18 protein-coding genes are annotated in these 19,636 nt (G+C 65.9%); 7 read left to right on the forward strand and 11 right to left on the reverse strand.

All coding sequences use genetic code 11. From position 1 onward, the window contains the following. Nucleotides 1-64 precede the first annotated feature (64 nt). The 3 genes from GNH96_RS06495 (at nt 65) to GNH96_RS16005 (ending at nt 1,590) form a co-directional block, all read left to right on the forward strand. Nucleotides 65-652 (forward strand): LOG family protein, encoded by a 588-nt coding sequence (locus tag GNH96_RS06495; RefSeq protein ID WP_169602929.1) that lies wholly within the window; start codon nt 65-67, stop codon nt 650-652. A 72-nt stretch (nt 653-724) separates the two neighbouring features. Beyond that, on the forward strand, nt 725-1,075 hold the full coding sequence (locus tag GNH96_RS16000; RefSeq protein WP_228720045.1) for a c-type cytochrome: 351 nt from the start codon (nt 725-727) through the stop codon (nt 1,073-1,075). Further along, a complete protein-coding gene (locus tag GNH96_RS16005) occupies nt 1,072-1,590 on the forward strand; it encodes an aspartate carbamoyltransferase (RefSeq protein WP_228720046.1) in 519 nt (172 codons plus the stop codon). Before GNH96_RS16000 ends, GNH96_RS16005 begins: the two co-directional genes overlap by 4 nt. A 302-nt stretch (nt 1,591-1,892) precedes the next feature. On the opposite strand, the gene GNH96_RS06505 is transcribed toward GNH96_RS16005, so the two are convergent. The 11 genes from GNH96_RS06505 to GNH96_RS06555 all read right to left on the reverse strand — a co-directional run bounded on the left by GNH96_RS06505 (nt 1,893) and on the right by GNH96_RS06555 (nt 13,552). After that, nucleotides 1,893-4,208: a TonB-dependent receptor gene (locus tag GNH96_RS06505; protein ID WP_169602930.1), complete on the reverse strand. Its 2,316-nt coding sequence runs from the start codon at nt 4,206-4,208 to the stop codon at nt 1,893-1,895. 419 nt (nt 4,209-4,627) lie between these two features. Beyond that, on the reverse strand, nt 4,628-5,008 hold the full coding sequence (locus GNH96_RS06510; protein ID WP_169602931.1) for a hypothetical protein: 381 nt from the start codon (nt 5,006-5,008) through the stop codon (nt 4,628-4,630). 621 nt (nt 5,009-5,629) lie between these two features. Continuing rightward, nucleotides 5,630-5,980 (reverse strand): DUF3147 family protein, encoded by a 351-nt coding sequence (locus GNH96_RS06515; protein WP_169602932.1) that lies wholly within the window; start codon nt 5,978-5,980, stop codon nt 5,630-5,632. Between the two features lie 10 nt (nt 5,981-5,990). Next, on the reverse strand, nt 5,991-6,896 hold the full coding sequence (locus GNH96_RS06520) for a metal ABC transporter substrate-binding protein (protein WP_169602933.1): 906 nt from the start codon (nt 6,894-6,896) through the stop codon (nt 5,991-5,993). Between the two features lie 8 nt (nt 6,897-6,904). Then, nucleotides 6,905-8,086 (reverse strand): ABC transporter permease, encoded by a 1,182-nt coding sequence (locus GNH96_RS06525; RefSeq protein ID WP_169602934.1) that lies wholly within the window; start codon nt 8,084-8,086, stop codon nt 6,905-6,907. Beyond that, entirely contained in the window at nt 8,083-8,751 is a 669-nt protein-coding gene (locus GNH96_RS06530; protein ID WP_169602935.1) for an ABC transporter ATP-binding protein, read from the reverse strand. The genes GNH96_RS06525 and GNH96_RS06530 overlap by 4 nt, the downstream gene beginning before the upstream one ends. Further along, complete coding sequence (locus GNH96_RS06535; protein ID WP_228720047.1) at nt 8,748-10,421, reverse strand: hypothetical protein; 1,674 nt, start codon at nt 10,419-10,421, stop codon at nt 8,748-8,750. Before GNH96_RS06535 ends, GNH96_RS06530 begins: the two co-directional genes overlap by 4 nt. Before the next feature lie 8 nt (nt 10,422-10,429). Then, entirely contained in the window at nt 10,430-11,122 is a 693-nt protein-coding gene (locus GNH96_RS06540; protein ID WP_169602936.1) for a hypothetical protein, read from the reverse strand. Nucleotides 11,123-11,137: 15 nt separating this feature from the next. After that, complete coding sequence (locus GNH96_RS06545) at nt 11,138-11,584, reverse strand: copper resistance CopC family protein (RefSeq protein ID WP_169602937.1); 447 nt, start codon at nt 11,582-11,584, stop codon at nt 11,138-11,140. Further along, nucleotides 11,581-12,735: a sialidase family protein gene (locus GNH96_RS06550; protein ID WP_228720048.1), complete on the reverse strand. Its 1,155-nt coding sequence runs from the start codon at nt 12,733-12,735 to the stop codon at nt 11,581-11,583. Before GNH96_RS06550 ends, GNH96_RS06545 begins: the two co-directional genes overlap by 4 nt. Before the next feature lie 463 nt (nt 12,736-13,198). Next, nucleotides 13,199-13,552, reverse strand: coding sequence for a hypothetical protein (locus tag GNH96_RS06555; RefSeq protein ID WP_169602939.1), 354 nt, complete (start codon nt 13,550-13,552; stop codon nt 13,199-13,201). Nucleotides 13,553-13,825: 273 nt separating this feature from the next. Here GNH96_RS06555 and lexA point away from each other — a divergent pair, with 273 nt between their 5' ends. The 4 genes from lexA to GNH96_RS06575 are packed head-to-tail and all read left to right on the forward strand — an operon-like array spanning nt 13,826 to nt 19,617. Further along, the gene (gene lexA, locus GNH96_RS06560) at nt 13,826-14,434 is read left to right on the forward strand and encodes a transcriptional repressor LexA (protein WP_169602940.1); all 609 of its coding nucleotides are present in this window, start codon (nt 13,826-13,828) and stop codon (nt 14,432-14,434) included. Then, on the forward strand, nt 14,434-15,057 hold the full coding sequence (imuA, locus tag GNH96_RS06565) for a translesion DNA synthesis-associated protein ImuA (protein WP_169602941.1): 624 nt from the start codon (nt 14,434-14,436) through the stop codon (nt 15,055-15,057). The genes lexA and imuA overlap by 1 nt, the downstream gene beginning before the upstream one ends. Before the next feature lie 7 nt (nt 15,058-15,064). Beyond that, nucleotides 15,065-16,543 (forward strand): Y-family DNA polymerase, encoded by a 1,479-nt coding sequence (locus GNH96_RS06570; protein WP_169602942.1) that lies wholly within the window; start codon nt 15,065-15,067, stop codon nt 16,541-16,543. Nucleotides 16,544-16,548: 5 nt separating this feature from the next. After that, entirely contained in the window at nt 16,549-19,617 is a 3,069-nt protein-coding gene (locus GNH96_RS06575; RefSeq protein ID WP_169602943.1) for an error-prone DNA polymerase, read from the forward strand. Nucleotides 19,618-19,636 lie beyond the last annotated feature (19 nt).

Genomic DNA, 19,636 nt, shown 5'->3' on the forward strand with positions numbered 1-19,636 from the left:
AACCGTTTCCCCGCCGTGCAGGCGATATCATGCGGTTTTGGCGACCTCCCGGGGAGGAGAATCCATGGAACTGAAAAGCGTCTGTGTCTATTGCGGATCGAGTGCCGGCGAGCGTCCGGAATACCTCGACGAGACCCGCCGGTTCGGGCGGCTGTTGGCGGAGCGCGGCATCCGGCTGGTCTATGGCGGCGCCAGCGTGGGTTTGATGGGGGCGGTCGCCGACGCGGCGCTCGCCGCCGGCGGGGAGGTGATCGGCGTGATTCCGCATGCGCTGGTCGCCAAGGAAATCGCCCATCCCGGACTGACGGAACGGATGGTGACCGCCTCCATGCACGAGCGCAAGGCCCGGATGGCGGAGCTGTCGGACGGCTTCGTCGCCTTGCCCGGCGGCATCGGCACCTTCGAGGAACTGTTCGAGGCCTGGACTTGGGCCCAGCTGGGCATACACCACAAGCCGTGCGCCTTGCTGAATGTCGCCGGCTACTACGACCGGCTGGTGGCATTCCTGGAGCACGCGGCGGGCGAGGGTTTCATGCGGCGACTGCACCGTTCCATGCTGCTGGTGGCGCAGCAGCCGGAAGAACTGCTCGAAGCCTTCGCGGCCTATCGTCCGCCCGAGGTGGAAACCTGGGTGCGGGCCGACGAGACCTGAAGGCTTCGCCCCATTGGATTGGCGCATGGAATCATCAATAATTCGACTTTCCCTGATCGAGGAGTCGCCCGCATGAACACCCGAATCGCCCTGGCCGCCTGCGCACTGCTGACGGCGTCCGCCGCATTGGGCGAAGAGCCTTCCGCCCCGGTCACGGGCGACAAGCTCGACGCCAAACACGGCGCGAAGGTTTATCGCTCGGCCTGCGCCGGCTGCCACGACAAGGGAAAGGAAGGGGCGCCGAGGCTGGACCAGCCGGGGAGCTGGAAGAGCCGTTCGTTCGAATCCTTTTCCGTCATGGAGAATCATGCCCGCGGCGGATTCCTCAAGATGCCGCCCAAGGGCCGCAGGCCGCTGCTTTCCGACCGCGATGTCGCCGATGCGGTGTTCTACATGACCCAGCGGCTCGAAGGCGGGAAGTGAGCCGCTACTTGCCTGTCCGGACGGCTTTGGCCTTGGCGCTCGGGCTGGGGACGGTGATGTCAGCGCCGGCGGAGGAGGCGAGCGCGCAGCGACTGGATGAGGTGGCGAAGCGAGGGGCACGGGTCATGCCCTTCGATCTGGACAAGACCACTCACATCTTCAGCAAGACGGCGCAAGGCGGCATCCAGCAGGTCGTGGCGAAGAAAGAGGCGGACGCCGAGCAGATTCGCCTGATCCGCAACCATCTCGCCGAGATCGCCGGCAAATTCGCCCACGGCGATTTTGCCGCGCCGGCACGCATACATGGCGAAGACATGCCGGGCCTGGCCGAGCTGAGGCGGGCGGCGCCCGGAAGCCTCAGGGTGAAATACGGCGTGCTGGCGCGGGGTGCCCAGATCGAATATTCGGCGGACGATCCCGCGCTGGTCGATGCGATCCATCGCTGGTTCGACGCCCAGCTGAGCGACCACGCCAGGCATGCGACCGAGGGGCACGGCGGACATCACCCGCATTGAAGAAGTCGAACGATTCGATGTGCCGCCGGCCAGGGGGATTTCCTGGTGTAGCGTCCCCAACTTTTCTTTATTTTCTGGGCGGTGGCGATTTGGACCGGCACAAGGATCAGCGAAGAGTCGCTATCGCGACGATGATTTGAATCGGGTTTCCGCACCCGAAGACGGGTAACTTTTCTTTGCTCGGCCAAAGAAAATTCACCAAAAGAAAGGCCGCCCGACTGCCGCGAGAGCTCTCGGGCGCGGCATACGGGATTCTCCGCTACCCGAACGTCGATTACGAAAGCTTCATCAGGGACGTTACATTAGAAGCTGATGGTGATGCTCCCGCGCAGCATCCGGGGCTCCACCGGATGGATGAGCTTGCCTTCCACGCCTTCCGGCGGCTGGTTCTGCAGGCGGTACTGGTAGTAGTAGGCGATGTCGTTGGCCCTGGAATCGAAGATGTTGAACAGGTCCAGCGTCAGCTTGATGTTCTCTTCCTGCCAGCCCAGGCCGAAGTTGACCAGGGTGGTGTCACCCAGAAACACCGTTCCCGCCTCGTTGAGCGGCACGTTGCTGAAGTGGCGCAGCCTTAGGGTCGACCAGAAGCCGTAGGGCATTTGCACCGTGGCGCCGCTGGTGATGACGTTGCCGACCGAGTTGGGGATGCTGTTGTCTCCGCTGGGCAGATCGGTGTAGTACGACTTGGTGAAGGCCAGATCGGCGTCCAGGGTCAGCCAGTCGGTGGCCTGGTAATAGTTGGCCCATTCCACGCCATAGCGGTTGCCGGGGCCGGTCGGTTCGGTGGTGCCGGCATCGCCCGTGAACACGAGTTCCGAGGCGGTGTGCAGGAACCAGAACGCCAGCGTGCTGTTGAGCCCCGGAATGTACTGGCTGCGCGCCCCGATTTCAGCGCCCTTGGAGCGGACCATCGGGGTCACGGCATGAACCGGATCGCCATTGGTCGGGTTCACGCTTTCGACCGCCCCGCGGGCATCGTTGGAATGGAAGCCGTAACCCATGTTGACGAAGAACTCGGTGTCCACCCAGGGGCCGAACACCATGCTGAGCTTGGGGCTGACCATGCTGGAATTGCGGTTGCCGGAATTCAGGGGCGTCAGTTGGCTGTCCACGTTGAAGACGAAGATGTCGTTGCGCAGGCCGGCGATGGTCTTGAACTTCTCCATCCAGAAGGTTTCGTTCTTGAAGTACATGCCGATGCTGGTTTCGGACACGTTGTTGCGGCTGACGATGTTGAACACCTCGCGCCACTGGGTATTGGCCAGTTCCAGCCCGCCGATCTGGTCATGGCGGATCTGCAGACCCAGGCTGTTTTCCATGGGGGTGTCGAACAGCTTGTTGAACCAGGTCTGAGACGCCGTGCCGCCGTAATACACGCGGTGTTCGCCCTGCAGGATCTGGTCGCCCTGTTGCGGATGCTCCAGAAAATAGGTGAAGTCCGAATACAGGTCGAGATCGTAGTAGGCGGCGTACAGGTTGACTTCGCTCTTGGAGGATTCGCCCCGGCTCCAGAGATTGGTGGACAGGCTGTAGCGGTTGGTATTGCCGCCGTCGCTGCGGTTCATGGTGCCGTAGAGGTCGAGCTGATTCGCCAGCACCAGCGCTTCGGGAATCTGGTTGGTGGCGTACCAGCGCGAGTTGTAGCCCTTGGCGATCACCGAAAGGCCCCAGTCCTGTTTGTCGATGGTGTAGCGCAGCATGCCGTTGAATTGGTTCAGGTCCATCGGCCGCTGCCAGGGGCCGTCATAGAAGTTCACCGAAGCGGCGTAGAGCAGATCGCCCGGACCCAGCTCGTTGGAATTGGCCGCGACCGTGCGGTAGTAGTTGTACTCGCCGCCGGTGAAGTTGACGAAGCCTTGCGGCAGCCGGTGCTTGGTATGCATGTAGGCGTAGCCGGCCGCGGAGAAGTCGCCCATTTCCGCGTAGTACGGTCCCTTGCCGTACTCCACCCGGTCCACCAGCTCCGGGATGATGCTGTTGAGGTCCATGTAGCCCTGGCCGTGGGCGTTGGTCGGCAGGTTCATCGGCACGCCGTCGACCCAGGTGGCGAAGTCGGTGCCGTGGTCCAGGTTGAAACCGCGCAGGAAATACTGGTTGGCCTTGCCGGTGCCGCTGTGCTGCGTGGCCAGCATGCCGGGCACGACCTCCACCAGTTCGCCGACACGCAGCAGGGGCCGGTACTTGAACTGGTTCTGGCCTACCACGCCTTGGGAGGCCGATTGCGTCAAACCGATCAGGTCGGTTTCGCGTCCGACCACTTCCACCGTTTCCAGGCTGACCGGTTCTTCGATGAGCTGCGGGTCGTTTTCGTCGTCGTCGTCTTTCTTCGGTTTTGGCTTTGCCTTTGCCTTAGCTATAGGCCTTCCCTTCGAATCGGCAGGAGTCGTGGTTTGTGACCGGGCGTCGGTCTGGGCCTCCGGTTCGGCCTGTGGCTGTGCTTCGGACGGGGGTTGCGGCTGCGGATGGGCGAAACCGACGGCAGGGCAGGCGGAGCCCAGCGTACACAGAATCGCCCAGATCTTGCGGGTATCCTGGATCGCACCGCGGAAATAGCGGGTGTCCTGAAATGCGGCGGCCTTTGGCACGCGGCGCGGAGTGATGATTTTTCTTGCTTGCATGGCGCGTTGTCGTATCTCTCGACTTATTCTTATTTCGGACGCCTCTTGCCTGGCGTGCGGAATAGGTTCGGTGGTCTGAATCCGGTACGAAGAGTATCACCCGCTGGCCCGGTTCCCGTGATCCGGCGCGGTGCGGTACTTCGAATAAATCGTTGCTGGGGGTAGTCTCTGGCTGCTACGGAGCCTCATCCTTCGACTTCATCCATTCCGGTTTTTTCGGCCCGGGGGTATTCCCGAAAGGTCCCTCCTTGCCGCAGCCGCATAGGAACGCGGTTCCGAGGAGGATGATCAAGATATTCCTGTAGATTGACATGGTGGACTCGAAGAGGCGGAATTGTGGGGGAGAGATGCTAGAGAAGCGCACGCCGCTCCGCTTTCAGCGGCGCGAAGCGGCGGTTCTTCCTCGGTACGCGTGGGTCTTAGAGCTTCCCTTCCTTCTTGTAGTATTCGACTTCGCCGCCGACTTCCTTCACCACTTCTTCCAGCGGCGTTACCGTTTCCGCGACTTGACCGGCTTCAAGCGAATTGATCACCGATTTCAATCGGCTGCTGGACATCTGCATGGGCATGGTGCTCTTTTCCTTATAGGAATCGATCGCCAGTTTTCTCGCCTTTTTGGCATTCTCCAGGCACAAATCCTTGTTGGATTGTTTCGCAGCCTCCAGTGCCGCCTTGCTGGCGTTGAAAACTTCGACGAGATTCGGCGGCGGGTCCGCATAGCGCCCACCGGCGAAGCTGATGCCGGCAGCCAGTCCGAGGAATGAAGCGAGCAGGACGCGGCGAAGGCCATAATTATTCATTCAAGACTCCTTAACTGTAGTTATTTGTGAGGGATCACAGATGCCGTCCGGATTCTTAACAGACCGGGAACGTACTTTCTGATTGAGCGAATCTTCATGGACGTGCAAAAAAGCCCGCCGCGAGCGGCGGGTATGGGAATGCGTCCATGTCCTGTGATTCCGAGCGAGTCCGCAAGGCAAGCGTTGAAAACGCTACCCGGCGGGGCGCGTGAAATCCCGAACTGGGCGCCCTAGGAGATTCAGCACATAATTAACAGCAAAACACGTGCCTATAGGGGTAAGGCTTGGAACAAATATCGGGACATGAGGCTGGAATAGCGGCTGTGACCGTGGCGCATCTCTTCGAAAATCCATAAATTTCTAGTGAAATCATCTGCATAGGCGATATTGGCTGGTGGTGCCATTCCCTGACTTCGAGAGGAGACGGGAAACCAAAGGCAGGTCGATCGTCATCATCGCGGCTGATTTCGTTGTCCGGGTCGCCCGCCGTCGGTTTCAGTTCTCTCCGACTGCGTCAAATCCCTCGGTGGATGTATCAAATCACCTAGGTGTTCTGATTGGAAAAAAAATGGATCGAGCGCGATGTCTATTGGGATTTGGGGGTCGTCGTTAAGAGATGGTTCAGAGTCGGATGCCGATCAAAGGTAACAGAGCCATCAGCGTGATATAGGCCAGCGCCGTCATCGTCGAAGAAATGGCCAGGCTGATCCAGAAACCGAGACCGTGTTTCAGCAGCAGAGGCAGAAGAAGGAATAAGACAAGCGAGGGCAGCACCAGCCAGAAAATACGGAATGAAAGGTCGGCGATTTGTCCGGGTGGCGCGCCGTCGCAGTGCAGCCAGATGAAGGCGAGGAGGGAAGTCAGGGGAAGCGATGCGACCAGGGCCGCGAAAACGGTGCTGCGTTTTGCGATTTCGGTTATCGCCACCAAGGCCAAGACCGATACCGCCAGCTTGACCGCGTAATACAGCATGGGCTGCTCATCAGCGCTGGAAGGACGTCCTCAGATTCTCGACGTTCTGTTTCATGATGACAAGAAAATCCCCGGCTTCCGGCCGGTTGGCGCAAGGATCGAAAACCGCGCTCGCGACACCTTTGGCGCCCAGCTTGTCCGCGATCGCGGCGGCCGGCCGGGCTTCCCACAGCATGGTCTTCGCCGGGTGGCCGGCCAGGGTCTTGTCCAGCTCGGTCCATTCCTTTTCCGGCGGCATTTCGCCGGGCTCCCAGTGGACGCTTTTCAGATTCAGGCCGTAGCGGCGGGCGAGGTACTGGTAAACCGGATGGGATGCCATCAGGGGCAGGTTTGGTTTGACGGCGGCAATCCGCTTGATTTCACCGTCCAGGCCCGACAGGTCCGCCTGCAGTGACCGCAGGGCGTCGAGGACGGCCGTCTTGAGTTCGGGCCGTTTGGCGATCAGCGCTTTTGCCACCGCTTCGGCCTGTTGCGCCGCTTGGTCGAAATCCAGCCAGGTGGTGTAGGCGATGCCTTCGTGCGAATGCTGGCCGGCCGGCCCGTGGCTGTGCACCACCGCGTTCTCGATGCGGATGAAGCGGTCGCGGAAGCCGGCCGAAGTGTCCACCGTTTTCAGGCGGGGCAGGGCGACGTGCGCCCGCCATTTTTCGTAGTCCGCGCCGTTGAGAAGAATCAGGTCGGCCTTCTGCATGGCGCCGACCGCTTTCGCATCCGGCCGCCAGTAGGCCGGATCGACGTCCGCCGGCGCCGGGAGGATGACCGTGGCCCAAGGGCCTGCGAGCCGTTCGGCGAAGTAGGCCAGGGGATAGTTCGAGGCGACGATCTCGAGCTTGTGCTCGCCGATGGCGCTCGCGCCCCCGGCGGAAGCGGCGGCGACCAGGGCGATGACGAGGGAAAGGATGCGGAATGTCGGCATGGCGGGTTTCAACTCAGGATGAAATGGCGTGCAAGATCGGAAGCATGGGGCGCGGCCGTGTACAGCACGGCGGCGCAAACCGCGCCTGCGAGCAGGGCGATGAGCAGGATCTCCGCGAACAGCAGGCGCATCACGGCAAGCCGGGCGCAGCCGAGCAGGTAGATCGTTTCGATTTCCCGTTGCCGAAGGCGCAGCGAAAGTGCGAACACCAGGGCGACGAGCAGGAAAGCGATGGCGACGACCAGCAGCAGGATGCCGTCGAACAGTGCACCGACCCGGAAGATGTTCTCCAGCAGGCCGCGGGTCACATCCAGCGGACGGATCATTTCGGTCGCCGACTTGTCGTCCAGGTAGCGCCCGCGCAGCAGGGTCGCGGAGCGGGCGTCGTGCGGCAGGGCAATCACGGCGCTGATCGGGTAGGTGGCCGGGTCGCCGTGGAAATGGAACGAACCCAGGTTCTCGGGGGTGATTTCGGTATAGGTGAGGAGCCCGGCATCGGCGCGGCGGACGGTCGCGGCGCCGAAAGGCGAATCGGGCTGGGTGGGGGCCGCTTGGGTTTCCGCATGGCCATGGCCCAGGCCTTCGATGATCCAGGCGGTCTGGAGATCGACGAAGACGGCGTGGTCGTCCGGCGAATGCGCCTTGGCCAGCACGCCGGTGACGTGAAGCTTGAGCGGATAGGTGCCGGCGAGATCGAATGCGTTTCCCGAGGAAGACGCCAGGGTGTCGCCCGGTCCGAGCCCGAGGCGCTCGGCGACGTCGGCACCGAGGACGCAGTCCCCGAGGATCGCGGGCAATTCGCCCTGCGCCGGAACGAGTCCCCGGAAGTCGAAATAGTCCAGGGTGACGCCGATCAACGGCTGGCCCTGCACCCGGTAGCGGGCGTAGATGGGCAGCGGGTCGGCCCAGCCGGTGGCGGCGATGCGGTCGGCCTCCTGCATGCGGATGGACGGCACGCCGGCCTCGCTGAAATACAGCGCGCCGAGCGTGAGGTCCACCGCGCTGCCGCGGGCGCCGACCAAGAGCGGCGTGGCTTCGGCCCGGCGGGTCATCCAGTATTCGCCCGCGTCCAGGACCCGGTGCAGGCCCAGCGGGAGCGCGGCGATCAGGCTCAGGCACAGCACCAGGATCAGCGTCCGCGTCCGGTGGTGGCGCAGATAGCGCCAGGCCAGATAGAAATCGTGCCTCATTCTGCTTCTGGGCCCTGGGGTTGGCGGATGTCGATGACGCGGTCGAACAGCGGCAGCAGTTCGTGGTCGTGGGTGACGGCCAGCAGGGTGGACCGCTTGCGCTCCGCGGCTCGGATCAGCAGTTCGATGACCCTGAGCTTGTTGGCCGGATCGAGGTTCCCGGTCGCCTCGTCGGCCAGCACCAGACCCGGCTCGGCCAGCAGGGCGCGGCAGACCGCCGCTCTTTGCCGCTCGCCCTGGGACAGCTCCCGCGGTAGCGCGGCGAGCTTGTCCGCCAGGCCGGTTTGTTCCGCCAGTTCGCGGGCCCTGTCCCGCACCCCCTGGTCCAGCTTCAGCACCCGGTTGATCCGGTAGGGGTGCACGATGTTGTCGAACACGCTGAGGTAGTCGAGCAACTCGAGTTCCTGGAACACGAAGCCGACGCGGGAAATCCGGAAATTCCGCCGCGCGCCATCGTCCAGTGCGCTGACGGTGACGCCATCGACGCGGATGGTTCCCTCATCGGGGGACAGAATGCCGGCGATGAGTTTCAGCAGGGTGGTTTTCCCCGCCCCGCTGGGGCCGATGATGGCGACCCTGCCGCCGCGTTCGATGCGCAAGGCGGGCAAGGCGACGCCAAAGCGGCTGCCGGGATAGCGGAAGCTCAGGTTTTCGATTTCGATCATGAACGGGGGGAGGATGCCGAGGGGCGGCCTTCGAGGAGGTCCATCGCGGTGATTTTCCAGGTGCCGTCTCCGGCGATGCTCAGCACCATGCGGGCGGCATACAGATTGTGGCGGTCGTGGGAATGGCCCCAGTGGGAGACCGTGCCGTGGGCAATCCATTGGGCCGTGACCTCGAAGCTGGAAGGCCCGAGTTTCCGGGTGGCGAGCCCGTCTCCCAGCACTTCGATGCGGCTGACCCGCCCTTCGCCTCCCAGCCCCTGATTGCGGGCCATGACCGCCCGCCGCTGGCGGAGATAGACTTCTTCCAGCAGTGGCCCGTCCAGGCTCATCGCCAGGCGGTCGTAGCCGGCCTCTTCTCCAGGCAGGGCGTAGGCGCGGTAGACGTTGTGCAGCAGGGCTTCCAGGCGGGGCCGCACCTGCGGACGAGGGAAGGCCTCGGCGCGGGCTTCCGGCTGTCCGGTCAAACCGAGCGCTTGCGGAAACAGCATCGCGGCGACGGCCGCGGCCAGCCCGGTGCCGGCCAGGACGGGATGCTTGCGCCGGGCCAGCCATGCCGCGCACAGAAAGGCCACGGCCGCGGCCTGGAAGCGGAGGGCTGGTACGCCGTGCTCGTCATCGGGGGCCGGTGCCGGTGGTTCGACCTCGGGTGCCAGCCCCAAGGCTTCTTCCGCCGACCAGCGGAACACCGGGTCGCGCGGGGTGGCGTCGAATTCGAAGGATTCCTTGCCGAAATACAGCGTGACGGGCCGCCGCTCGAGGCCGGGGCCGAACAGCTCCCATTGCAGGTCCACCGTTTCGGCGGGCGCTTCCGTGAGGTAGACCAGGATGGCGCCGACCAGCGCCGAGGCGGGGTAGAGAGGCTCGGTATCGCCGGCTTTCTGCATGCCCTGGCGGTCGAAACGCAGGAATTCGACCCGGTCGAGCTGGGCTTCCACCACGGTGCCGTTGACGCGCACCGGGTTGCGCGTCCGCAGGAAATCGCCGGCCGCCTGCTTCAGGGATTCGCGTTCGCCGGCACCGAGGTTCTGTGGATCCTTGGGTTTGAATCGCAGATAAGGCGCCAGGTCTTCCAGCCGCAGCAGCACTTCGTGCCGGACCTCGTAGGGCTCGACGTAGAGGAAGGAGCGAGGCGCGCTGTGGCGCCGGAGGCGGCCGGAATCTTCGAAGCGCGAGCGCCACGGGTCATTCCAGTCCAGCAGGATGCGGGCGGGCGCCTCGAGTGCGCCGAGATCGGCCACAGGCACGCCGCGATGGCTGACGACCACGCCGAGTTCCTTGCCGAGTCGCGCTGCGGGAACCAGGCTCAGGGCTTCGGGTTTTCCGGCGACGTCGAAACGCAGCCTGGCTTCGTAACAGGGACCGTCCGTTTTGCCTGGGACGGCGTCGGGTTTGGCGAAGGACACAATCCTGCCTTCGAGCGGATGACCGTCCTTGTCCTGGAGCCGCAGCAGTCCGGGGAGGAGCGGCCCGCCATCGGCTCCGGCCAGATTCGTGAACACGCTTTCCTTGATGCGGATGTCCATGTCGACCGCGTCCGGTTCGACGGCGATTTCCGCCACTGCGCCGTACTGGGCGAAGCCGGCCCAATCCGCGAACGCGGTCGTTCCGGCTGCCAGAGCAAGCAACAGGCACGGCGCAAGGCCTTGACGGGCGCGGCGATGATCCATCATCGGGGGGCTCAGACCGGGAAGCGGCGCGGCGCCTTTGCCGTTCCGCCGGCGGCGGCGCTGCCGGCACGGCGCAGGCCCAGATGGCGGTAGGCCACATAGCAGAGCGTGGCGAGCACGATGGCGCCGACCAGCGCCGCCAGGGCGCCGGGCCAGCGGTTGGGCTGGACGGGAGAGGGGACGCCGACGCTGAACGGAATCCGCAGGCGGTCGTCCTCGGTCACGGCCTCGTCTCCGATCACGGCGATCAGCGCATAGTGGCCGGGCCGGGTGATGTTGGCATAGGTTTCCACCGTGCCGTTCTTGTAGATCTTGGGCGGCACCTCGGACAGCGTGCTCTTCTCCTTGGGCAGTTGCCCGCCTTCGCCCAGGTCTTCTTCGATCACCCGCAAGGCGACCGGGGTGTTGCGCACGTCGCGGTCCAGCAGGTCGATGCTCAGATAGGTTTTCCCGGTGCCCGGAATTTCCTGGCAGTATTTGACGAAATCGTGCCGCTCGCCTTCGTAGCGGCCTTCCTGCATGGCGGTGAAATGCACGGCGTAGAAGTCGTTGGCCACCAGGCAGTTCATCGAAGCGCCCTGGTACATCTGCCGGGCGTTGTTCATGTCGCGGGGGGAGCTGGCGCCGAAGGCCGGGCCGGCGGCCACGGACAAGCCCAAGAGGGCCGCGGCGGTGCGGCAGAAAAATGCGTAACGATGCGTCATGGGAGTCGTCCTCCTTCAGGGGGTCTGGACTTGGAAGAAATATTTGCCGCTGACCACATGGCCGTCGGCGGAGAGCACCCGGTAGCGCACCATGTAGCGGCCGGGGGAGAGCTTGGAAATCGAGGTCCGCAGCTTGGAGCGGTCGGTGAAATCGAGCTTGGCGTCGTGGTTGTCGACCCGCTTGCCTTCGCCGTCGACCACGGCCAGGGCCAGGAAGTCGTTGCCCACGCCTTCGTTGAAGGTCAAAAGGACCTCCTCCGGCACGTCGGTGATGGTGGCGTCCCGCTCCGGTATCGCCTTGACCAGGATGGCGTGGGCCAGATGGACGGGCGTGTCGACCGTCCGGGCAAGGAAAGGATTGGCGGCGGCCAGCGCGCCGTCTTCCGAAGCGTTCGCGGCTGCCGCGCCGGCCAAGGCCAAGCCGGCGACGATCATGGCTAGGGATGGGGTGGGTTTTCTCATGAATCTCGTCGTGTCGTGGTTTCGGTTCTGGGGGCTGCCATGGCCCAGGTTTTCCGGCCGCCGGGGCGGGTTTCGGTCCAGAACACCCGGAATCCGAAAGGCGTGGCCAGGATGCGCGGGTGCTGGGCTTTGGCGGCCTCGCCGGTGAGCGGTGCCGGATCGGTCCAATGTCCCCCCTCGTCGCCGGACTGCGTGAGCTGGACGGAGGTGCCGGCCGGGGTGTCGCGGGTGAAGGCGATGGCCAGCGTCCCCCGATCGAGTGCCGCGATGTCGCCGTCACGGCTGTGGCCGTCGCCGACCTTCCGGGGCGCGGACCAGTTCCTGCCGGCGTCCGCCGACTTCAGATAGAACAGGCCGGCCGAGTCTTCCTTGCCCGTCCAGACCACGCTATGCAGCATCGCCCGGCCGTTCCTGGCCTTGCTGCCCGCCAGCCCGCCGCCGCAATGGGGGCAGCCGGTGAAATGCCAGCCGAAGGCGCCGACCGGCCCGGCAGGCCGCCAGCCGCCGGTTTGGCCGGGACGGAGGACAAGCTTCATGTCGCGCGGGTCGGCGTCGCGGTACAGCACGGACAGCGTGCCGTCCGGCAGGACCTCGAGCCGGCTCCAGCAGCAGGTGCAGACCGCCGGGTCCAGGGTGGCTTCGGGGCCCCAGTGCAACCCGCCGTCCTTCGAGCTGGCATAGCGCAATCCCTGGGTGTCCCCGGTTTCCTCACGGTCGTCCAGCCAGACCAGATGGAATTCCCCTTGCGGGTCGGCCACCAGGGAAAGATAAGCCTGGTTTTTCAAGCTGTCTCCGGTCGCGGGATTGTCGCCCCGTGTCCACGTGTTTCCGCCGTCGCGCGAGCTGACGATGCTCATCGGTCCGGTGCCCGGAAGTTCGCCTTGGGTCTGCCAGGCGGCCACGATGTCTTTCCCTTTGACGGCAAGCCGCGCGTCGTTGCCCCGCCGGGCGATGACCGGCGGGTCGTCCGGGCGGTTCAGGACATTCGGCGGTGTCCAGGTTTGCCCGCCGTCCTCCGAATGCACGTGGACCACGCGGGAGCGTCCGCCATCCGCCGGTTTTCCCACCAGCAGGGCGTGGATGGAGCGGCCATCGACCGCGACATCCAGGCCCTGAATCTCGTTCAGTCCGTCGATGACGGGGTAGCTCACGGCATACGACGCTTCCGGCTGCTGCGCGGAGCAGGGAGGCTCGAAAAGGAACCCGGCCCACGCCGCCGCGAGGGCAATGAGTGGCCGGGTTGTCAGAGAGGACGTGCGCATGTCGAAACTCAAGGATGGAACTCGCCGGTCTGAAAAATCTGTATCGCCAGCCGGTGCCCCGTGGCTGCTTAGGCGGTCTTCCTGTCCGCGGGAAGGAGGGCACCGCTACGGTCGTTGACTTTCAAAGCAGCTCGCGTGCCAATTAATTTTCTATTGAATAACAGATCGTTACGCCGAGATGGTGGCTGTGGCGGTAAGTGAAATCACCAAGCGGCTGAGGTAAATGCCTCGTTGGCTGGAGAGAGAGGGGAAGAGAAGGCAACCGGTGCCCGCGGGGTGCCGGTTGCCGAGCGTCGATGAGGGAGATTGCGGTTTCCAGGAACGCAGAACGCGTTCCCGAGGGGGTGGAGTCTTAGATCAGGGTTGCATTCGGATTGAACGCAAAGAAGCCCAGCGCCAGATAGCAGGTTACCGCCAGGCCCACGTGAGCCACCAGCACGGCGCGCGGTACCCGCTTGCCTTTCTTGGCGGTCAGCCCCATCAAGAGGCCCAGGCCGATGATCACCACGGCCATGCCGATGTTGAGGTAAAGGCGGGTGTCGCCTCCCAGGGCGGCCACGATGACGAGGGCGGAACCGACCAGCGAGGCCACGCCGTGCAGGATGGGATAGGCGGGCTCCACGGGGCGGCCGGCCCAGACATCGCAAATCATGGCCAGCCCCATCAGGGCGACGAGCGTGAATACGGCGAGAGCACCTACGAGCATGATGAATACCTCCGATGTTCTGTGTGATAAAGGGAAAATGCTCCAAGGAGCATGAAAACATTATGCCAACATCATTGCCGGGGTGTGAAAGCCCGGCTATAGCCGGAGAGTAAATGCTGAATCAACGCGATCGCCTCATGCATTTTTCCCGCAGGCTGCGGCGTATGCCGCAGTGGATGGGGCAATAGCCTGAATGCCGGGCGGATCGCCGGCCGGTTGACGGACGGGGTTTGATGGAATACTGTTTATAAAAACAGTATTCGTATGCCGAGCATGAAGCCTCTGACCTCGCGTCAACGGGAAATCCTGGATTGCATCCGCCGCAGCCTGGAAGACGAAGGTTTTCCCCCCACCATCGCCGAGATCGCCCGCGCCATCGGGGTCAGTTCGCCCCATGGCGTGCGCGAGCAGTTGCGCGCGCTGGAGCGCAAGGGCGTGATCGAGCTGATCCCCTCCGTCTCCCGCGGCATCCGCCTGCTCGCCAAGGCCGAGGACATGGGCCTCCCTCTGATCGGCAAGGTCGCGGCGGGGCGGCCGTTGATGACCGAAGCCCAAGTCGAGCGCCACTGCCGGCTGGGACCGGAGCTGTTCGAGCACAAAGGCGATTATCTGCTGCGGGTCGAAGGGATGAGCATGCGCGACGCCGGCATCATCGACGGCGATCTGCTGGTGGTGCAGCAGGCGCCGGAAGCCCGCTCCGGCCAGATCGTGGTGGCGCGCCTCCACGACGAAGTGACCGTGAAGCGCCTGCGGCTGGAGGGCGCCGTGGCCTATCTGGAGCCCGCCAATCCGGAGTTTTCCGTCATCGCCGTCGATCTCGAACGTCAGCCGCTGTGCATCGAGGGCGTCGTGGTCGGCGTGATCCGTACCCGGGTGGGCTGATGGCCGGGAAAACGGACGCCTTGGCCGATCTGCTGGAGCGCGACCCCCGGGTCTGGCGCGGGCGCCGGCCGGAATCCTGGCGGGCGCCGGTCATCCCCAGCGGCCATGCGGCGCTGGATGCGGTGCTGCCGGGCGGCGGCTGGCCGGCGGGCGCCCTGACCGAGATCGTCGCGCCGGTCCAGGGCATCGGCGAATTGCGGTTGCTGCTGCCGCTGATGCGGCGCATCGCCGGCGACGGCCGCCGGCTGGTGTGGGTCGCGCCGCCGTTCGAGCCTTACGCGCCGGCGCTGGTCCAGGCCGGGGTCGAGATCGGGCGGATGCTGGTGGTGGCGGTGGCGGACCGCAGGCGGGATCTGGGTTGGGCGATGGAACTGCTGCTGCGCCATCCGGAAACCGGGCTGGTGCTGGCCTGGCCCCGGACGCTGCCGCCCGCGGTCTGGCGCCGCCTGCAAGTGGCGGCGGCGGAAAGCGGCGCGCTCGGCATGCTGTTCTCCGCCGGCGCCGCCTGCGGCACGACGGCGGCATTGCGCCTGAATCTCGGCATCTGCGAAGGCGGACTGGAACTGCGGATACTCAAAGCTCGCGGCGGATTCGGCGGGGCGCGCGTCCGCTTGATGCTCTGAGGGCGCCATGGCCCTGGCGCGCGCTTACCATTTCCCATCTCTCCCGGCGGAGCCGCCGTGCGAGGACTCCGCGGCCGTTGCCGCGCCGCTCTGGCTGGCGCTGCATTTCCCCGCGCTTGCGCTGGAGGCTTTGGGGGCCGCGGCGCCCGAACCGCTCGCCGTCACCGACGCCGCTGGCGGCCGGCTCCGGGTTCACGGTGCTTCGGCGGCAGCCGCTGCGCAAGGTGTCGTCCCCGGCATGGTCTTGGCCGAAGCCCAGGCGCTCTGTCCCAAGCTGGCGCCAGTGAACCGTGATCCGGAGGCCGAGCGGCGCGCCCTTTCCCGGCTGGCGGAACGCTGCCTGCGATTCACCCCCTGGATCAGCCTGGACTTCCCGGCCACCCTCCAGCTGGAGGTCCGCGGCAGCCTCCGGCTGTTCGGCGGGGCGGAGGCACTGGCCGAAAAGGTGCGGCAAGCTTGCGCGGCGGATGGCCACGCGGTGCAATGCGGTCTGGCGCCGACGCCCGCGGCGGCCTGGCTGCTGGCGCGCGCAGGGTGCCCGGCGCCGGTACTCGAGGCCGGGGCGTTGCGTTCCGTGCTGGGCGATCTGCCCATCGCCGCGCTGGGCATCGACGATAAGCTCACCGGGCGCCTGGCCCGTGCCGGACTGCGGGTGCTGCGCGATCTCTGGCGCATGCCGCGGGACGGCTTGGCGCGCCGCTATGGCCGCGATCTGCTGCGGCGGCTGGACGAGGCCGCGGGCAGCCGGCCCCAGCCGCTGCGGCAGTTCCATGCCCCGCCGCGGTTCCGCGCCGAGCGAGAACTGGCGATGGAAACCGAAGACCTGACCCGGGTCTTCCCGCTGGTCGAAGCTTTGCTGGCGGAATTCGAGGCTTTCCTGCGGAGCCGCGATGCCGTCGCCGCCGGGCTGGAACTCGAACTGCGGCATGCCCGCGCCGCGCCGACGCGGGTTTGCTTGGGACTACGCCGGGCAGGACGGGAGGCCGGGCAATTCGCAGCCCTGCTGCGCGAGCGGCTGGATCGGCTGGCGCTGCCCGGCCCGGTCCGGGGCATGCTGCTGCGAAGCGCCGGCCTCCAGCCGTTCACGCTGCCGAGGACGGACCTGTTCACGCCCGAAACGGCCGGCGGGGAGGGCTGGGACGAGCTGCTCGACCGCCTCCAGGCCCGGCTGGGACCGCAGGCCCTGCGCCAGCCTGTGCTCCGCGCCGATCACCGGCCGGAGCGGACGGAATCCGGCAACGCGTCCCGCAGCGGCGAGACCGCGCGGTCGCCCCGGCCGCTGTGGCTGCTGCCTCGGCCTCGGCTTTTGTCCCGGCGGGACATCCGTATCCTGCCCGAGTGCGAGAGGATCGAAACCGGCTGGTGGGATGGCGGGCCGGTGCGGCGTGATTATCACGTGGCGGTCGACGGCGCCGGGGCGCGGCTGTGGATCTACCGCGACACCGGGACGGCGGGGCCCTGGCATTGGCACGGCCTGTTCGGCTGAGACCGATGTTCGCCGAGCTGCATGCCTTGAGCAACTTCAGCTTCCTGCGCGGGGCCTCGCATCCCGGGGAACTGGTGGCCGAAGCCGCCCGGTTGGGCTATGCGGCCCTGGCGCTCACCGACGAATGCTCGCTGGCCGGGGCGGTGCGCGCCCATGCCGAGGCCAAGACGCTCGGCTTCAAGCTCATCATCGGCAGCGAATTCCGCCTGGAGGGCGGTCCCAAGCTGGTGCTGCTGGCGACCGACCGCTGTGGCTACGGCCAGCTCGCGGCCTTCATCACCCTGGGCCGGCGGGCGGCGGAGAAAGGGGAATACCGGCTGCTCCGCGGCCAGCTCGAAACCCACGCGCTCGACCGGTGCCTCGCGATCTGGCTGCCGGAGGACGCGTCCGATGCCGAAACCGGAGGCTGGCTGGCACGACTGTTCCCGGCCCGCTGCTGGATCGGCGTCGAGCTGTTCCTGAGCGGCGAGGACGGCCGCCGCCTATCCACCCTGCAGGCGCTGGGCGAGCGGCTGGGGCTGCCCCTCGTCGCCTGCAACGACGTCCACATGCATGTCCGCGAGCGCCAGCCGCTGCAGGATACCCTGACCGCCATCCGTCTCGGCAAGCCGCTGGCGGAACTCGGCTACGCACTGTTTCCGAACGGCGAGCGCCATCTGCGTCCCGTCGAGACCCTGGCGCGGCTTTATCCACGGGCGCTGCTCGAAGAATCGCTGCGCATCGCCGAACGCTGCCGGTTTTCGCTGGACGAGCTGCGCTACGAATACCCGGCCGAGCTGGTGCCGGACGGCTGCACGGCCATCGCCTGGCTGCGCGAGCTGACCCGGCAAGGCATGGCGCGGCGCTGGCCGGAAGGCGCGCCGGACAAGGTACGGCGGCAGATCGAGCACGAACTGGAACTGATCGGCGCCATGGCCTACGAGCCGTTCTTCCTGACCGTGCACGACGTGGTCCAGTTCGCCCGCAGCCGCGGCATCCTGTGCCAGGGCAGGGGATCGGCGGCCAATTCGGCGGTGTGCTATTGCCTCGGGATCACCGAGGTCGACCCGGCCCGGCTCGATCTCCTGTTCGAGCGCTTCATTTCCAAGGAGCGCAACGAGCCGCCCGACATCGACGTGGATTTCGAGCACGAGCGGCGCGAGGAGGTCATCCAGTACATCTACCGCAAGTATGGCCGCCACCGGGCGGCGCTGGCGGCCAGCCTCATCACCTACCGTACCAGGAGCGCGGTGCGCGACGTCGCCCGGGCGCTGGGCTTTTCGCCGTCGCGGATCGATGCCCTGGCGCGGGTGCTCGATCGCCACGGCGTCGCCGCGACGCTGCCGGAGCGCTTGGCCGAAGCCGGGCTCGCGCCCGAAAGCCCGGCGGTGCGGCGTCTGCTGGCCCTGGTGCAGGTGCTGGTGGGTTTTCCCCGCCACCTGTCCCAGCACGTGGGCGGCTTCGTCATCGCCGCCGAGGACCTGTCGCACTGGGTGCCGGTGGAGAACGCCGCCATGCCCGAGCGCACCGTGATCCAGTGGGACAAGGACGATCTGGAATCGCTGGGGCTGCTCAAGGTCGACGTCCTCTCCTTGGGCATGCTGACCGCGATCCGCAAGGCGCTGGCCTATGTGGGCGAAGGGCGGGGCCGGCCGTTCGCGCTGGCCGACATCCCCCCGGAAGACCCGGCGGTGTACGAGATGCTGCAGCGGGCCGACAGCATCGGCGTGTTCCAGGTGGAATCGCGGGCGCAGATGAGCATGCTGCCGAGGCTCCGTCCCAACAGCTACTACGACCTGGTGATCCAGATCGCCATCGTCCGGCCCGGACCGATCCAGGGCGACATGGTGCATCCCTATCTGAGTCGGCGGGCCGGGCTGGAGCCGGTGTCCTACCCCAGCCCCGAGGTGGAGAAAGTGCTGAAGCGGACCCTGGGCGTGCCGATCTTCCAGGAACAGGTGATGCAACTGGCCATGGTCGCCGCCGGATTCACGCCGGGCGAAGCCGACCAACTGCGCCGCGCCATGGCCGCCTGGCACCGCAAGGGCGGGCTGGAGCCGTTCGAAAAGAAGCTGATGGACGGGATGCGCGAGCGCGGCTACGAAGAGCGCTTCGCCCGCCAGATCTACCGCCAGATCCAGGGCTTTGGCGAATACGGCTTCCCCGAGTCGCATTCCGCCAGCTTCGCCCTCCTGGCCTACGTCTCGGCCTGGCTCAAGTGCCACCATCCCGCCGCTTTCGCCTGCGCCCTCCTCAACAGCCAGCCGATGGGCTTCTACGGCCCCTCCCAGCTCATCCAGGACGCCCGCCGCCACGGCGTCGAAGTGCGCCCGATCGACGTCAACCACAGCGACTGGGATGGCACGCTGGAGCCGGCTGACTCGCCCGTTCCGGCCCTTCGGCTGGGGCTGCGCCTGGTCAACGGATTCTCATCCGCTGCGGCGCAACGCCTGAGCGAAGCCCGCCGGCAGGGACCGTTCCAAAGCGTCCAGGATTTAACCACCCGCGCCCGGCTCGACCGCCGCGAACTGGAAACGCTGGCCGCCGCCGATGCCCTGCGCGGACTCGGCGGCCACCGTCACCGCGCCTTCTGGGAAGCCGCCGGGGTGGAAGCGCCGACCCCGCTCCATGCCGAACCGCAATTCACGGAAGCCGAGCCCTTGCTGAGGAAACCGGGCGAAGCCGAGGACGTCATCGCCGACTACGCCGCCGCCGGCGCCAGCCTGCGCCGCCATCCCTTGAGCTTGCTGCGGGAACGGCTGGACCGCCACGGCTTCCGCACCGCCGAAGCGCTATGGCAGGTGAGGAACGGCGCCATCGCCCGCGTCGCCGGTCTCGTGGTCTGCCGGCAGCGCCCCATGACCGCCAACGGCACCACCTTCGTCACGATCGAGGACGAAACCGGCCAGATCAACCTCATCGTCTGGCCCGCCACCGCCCAGGCCCAACGCCGCCCCTTGCTGTATGCCCAGCTCCTCGCGGTATCCGGCACCGTGCAGCAGGAAGAAGGCGTATTGCACCTCGTCGCCGGGCGGCTGGAAGATATCGGAAAATGGCTGGACGGGTTGGTGGTAAAGTCCAGGGATTTCCAGTGAGCGTTAATAAAGTCGGATG

The sequence above is a fragment of the Methylococcus geothermalis genome (assembly GCF_012769535.1).
GTDB classification, from domain to species: Bacteria; Pseudomonadota; Gammaproteobacteria; order Methylococcales; family Methylococcaceae; genus Methylococcus; species Methylococcus geothermalis.